This is a genomic window from Streptomyces sp. E11-3, assembly GCF_046540415.1.
Classification (GTDB): domain Bacteria; phylum Actinomycetota; class Actinomycetes; order Streptomycetales; family Streptomycetaceae; genus Streptomyces.
The window spans coordinates 1-2,937 of the sequence record NZ_JAZGRL010000071.1 but is presented as its reverse complement, the minus strand read 5'-3'; the positions used below and the strand labels follow the sequence as shown (position 1 = coordinate 2,937).

The following is a 2,937-nucleotide window of genomic DNA, read 5'->3' as shown; positions in this document are numbered from 1 at the left end:
GCCACCCCTGACACGGGGTGGCCGCCGTCGTCGTCACAGCCGCTGAACGTGTCACAGCCGCTGAATGATCGTGCCCGTCGCCAGCGCGCCACCCGCGCACATCGTGATCAGCGCGAACTCCTTGTCCCTGCGCTCCAGTTCATGCAGCGCGGTGGTGATCAGACGGGCGCCGGTGGCTCCCACCGGGTGCCCGAGCGCGATCCCGCCGCCGTTGACGTTGACCTTCTCCAGGTCCTGTTCGAAGACCTGGGCCCAACTGAGGACCACCGAGGCGAAGGCCTCGTTGATCTCCACCAGGTCGATGTCCTTCAGGGACATCCCGGCCTTGCCCAGGACCGCCCGCGTCGCGTCGATCGGGCCGTCCAGGTGGTAGTGCGGGTCGGCACCGACCAGGGCCTGCGCGACGATACGGGCGCGGGGCCTGAGTTTGAGCGCGCGGGCCATCCGCTTGGAGGCCCACATGATGGCCGCCGCGCCGTCCGAGATCTGCGAGGAGTTGCCCGCGGTGTGGACGGCGGTCGGCATGACCGGCTTGAGCCCGGCCAGGGCCTCCATCGAGGTGTCGCGCAGGCCCTCGTCGCGGTCGACGAGTCGCCACATGCCCTGCCCGGCGGCCTGTTCGTCCTCGGTGGTGGGCACCTGGACGGCGAAGGTCTCGCGTTTGAAGCGCTCCTCGGCCCAGGCGGTGGCGGCCCGCTCCTGCGAGATAAGGCCGAGCGAGTCGACGTTCTCGCGGGTCAGGCCGCGGTTGCGGGCGATGCGCTCGGCGGCCTCGAACTGGTTGGGCAGGTCGACGTTCCACTCGTCGGGGAAGGGCTTGCCGGGGCCGTGCTTGGAGCCGCTGCCGAGGGGCACGCGCGACATGGCCTCGACGCCGCAGCTGATGCCCACGTCGACGACGCCGCCCGCGATCATGTTGGCGACCATATGGCTCGCCTGCTGGGATGAACCGCACTGGCAGTCCACGGTGGTCGCGGCGGTCTCGTACGGCAGGCCCATGGCGAGCCAGGCGTTGCGTGCCGGGTTCATGGACTGCTCCCCGGCGTGGGTCACCGTGCCGCCGACGATCTGCTCCACACAGTCGGCGTGGATGGCGGTACGGGCGAGGAGCTCGCGGTACGTCTCGCCGAGGAGGTAGGCCGGATGGAGGTTGGCGAGGGACCCTCCCCGCTTGCCGATCGGGGTGCGTACGGCTTCGACGATGACAGGTTCCGCGGCCATGAGTCCCTCCTTCGCGGCTCAACCGCCGCCGCTCTCGCGGACCTGGTTACTCGCCGCCGTGGTTCTTCCAGTGATGGTTACGGTCATCGTGGGCGAGCCCTTCACGGCCCGTACCGCAAGTAACTAGTACGCGTTCTAGTTCTGCTGGCAGTCTCGCGAGTGCGGCCCGCTCACCGCAAGGGTCTTGCACGGACGACCTGCGCAACAGATGCCGCCGCAGGCCTTGCCACTTGTAGAACCCGTTACTACCTTGCGGGCAACTTCTGATGGGCCGTCAGACAATGGAGTTGCCCATGTCCTGCCCCGCGCTGCCCGAAGGGTTCGACGCCACCGACCCCGATCTACTCCAAACCCGCGTGCCCTACCCCGAGTTCGCCGAACTGCGGAGGACCGCCCCGGTGTCGTGGTGCCCGCAGCCGCACGGCGTCACGGGCTTCGACGACGACGGGTACTGGGTCGTCACCCGGCACGAAGACGTCAAGTACGTCTCCACGCACCCGGAGTTGTTCTCCTCCACCACGAACACCGCGGTGATCCGCTTCAACGAGCACATCACCCGCGAACAGATCGATGCCCAGAGACTGATCATGTTGAACATGGACCCGCCGGAACACACCCGGGTCCGCCAGATCGTCCAGCGCGGCTTCACCCCACGGGCCATCCGCAACCTGGAGGGCGCGCTGCGCGACCGGGCCGCGAAGATCGTCGAGGAGGCGCTACGGGACGCGGGGCCCGACGGCAGCTTCGACTTCGTCAGCCGGATCGCGGTGGAGCTTCCACTGCAGGCCATCGCCGAGCTCATCGGCATCCCGCAGGAGGACCGGGCCCGGATCTTCGACTGGTCGAACACGATGATCGCGTACGACGACCCCGAGTACGCGATCACCGAGGAGGTCGGCGCCCAGGCGGCCATGGAGCTCATCGGGTACGCGATGAACATGGCGGCGGCCCGCAAGGAGTGCCCGGCCAAGGACATCGTCAGCCAGCTGGTCGCGGCGGAAGGGGAAGGGAACCTGTCGTCGGACGAGTTCGGGTTCTTCGTGCTGGTGCTGGCGGTCGCGGGCAACGAGACCACACGTAATGCCATCAGCCACGGAATGCACGCCTTCCTGACCCACCCCGAGCAGTGGGAGCTCTACCGGCGCGAGCGTCCGGCGACCGCCGCCGAGGAGATCGTGCGGTGGGCGACACCGGTGACCGCCTTCCAGCGCACCGCGACCCAGGACCTGGAGTTGGGCGGCCAGAAGATCAAGGAGGGGCAGCGGGTCGGGATCTTCTACTCCTCCGCCAACAACGACACCGAAGTCTTCGAATCCCCCGAGAAGTTCGACATCACCCGGGACCCGAACCCACACCTCGGATTCGGTGGCGGCGGGCCGCACTTCTGCCTCGGCAAGTCCCTGGCCATCCTGGAGATCAACCTGATCTTCGACGCGCTCGCGGACGCACTGCCGGACCTGCGGCTGGCCTCCGACCCGCGCCGCCTGCGGGCGTCCTGGCTGAACGGCATCAAGGAACTCCGGGTCACCCGCGCCTGATTCCCCGCGCCGGGTCCCCACGCCTAATCCCCCGCGCCAGGGAGGCAGGGGCATTCCCCCCTCACGCCCTGCCCCTGCCTCCCTACCCGCGTGCGGCCCCAGGCGCCGTACGCCCGGGTACGCCGCTAGGGGGCGTCTCTCCGATCTTCGCGGATCAGCCTGCGCCCGCTGCGAAGCA

Annotated in this window: 2 protein-coding genes; one reads left to right on the top strand and one right to left on the bottom strand. The window is 68.7% G+C overall.

The window, feature by feature from the left end; genetic code table 11:
* Positions 1-51 precede the first annotated feature (51 nt).
* Positions 52-1,221 (bottom strand): steroid 3-ketoacyl-CoA thiolase, encoded by a 1,170-nt coding sequence (locus tag U9R90_RS35060; RefSeq protein ID WP_411061442.1) that lies wholly within the window; start codon positions 1,219-1,221, stop codon positions 52-54.
* Positions 1,222-1,514: 293 nt separating this feature from the next.
* Between U9R90_RS35060 and U9R90_RS35055 the strand changes: the two genes are divergently transcribed.
* The gene (locus U9R90_RS35055) at positions 1,515-2,759 is read left to right on the top strand and encodes a cytochrome P450 (RefSeq protein ID WP_411061441.1); all 1,245 of its coding nucleotides are present in this window, start codon (positions 1,515-1,517) and stop codon (positions 2,757-2,759) included.
* Positions 2,760-2,937 lie beyond the last annotated feature (178 nt).

Excerpts from the sequence above, each read along its gene's own strand:
- U9R90_RS35060 (WP_411061442.1), bottom strand. The coding sequence starts at position 1,221 with ATGGCCGCGGAACCTGTCATCGTCGAAGCCGTACGCACCCCGATCGGC.
- U9R90_RS35055 (WP_411061441.1), top strand. The coding sequence starts at position 1,515 with ATGTCCTGCCCCGCGCTGCCCGAAGGGTTCGACGCCACCGACCCCGAT.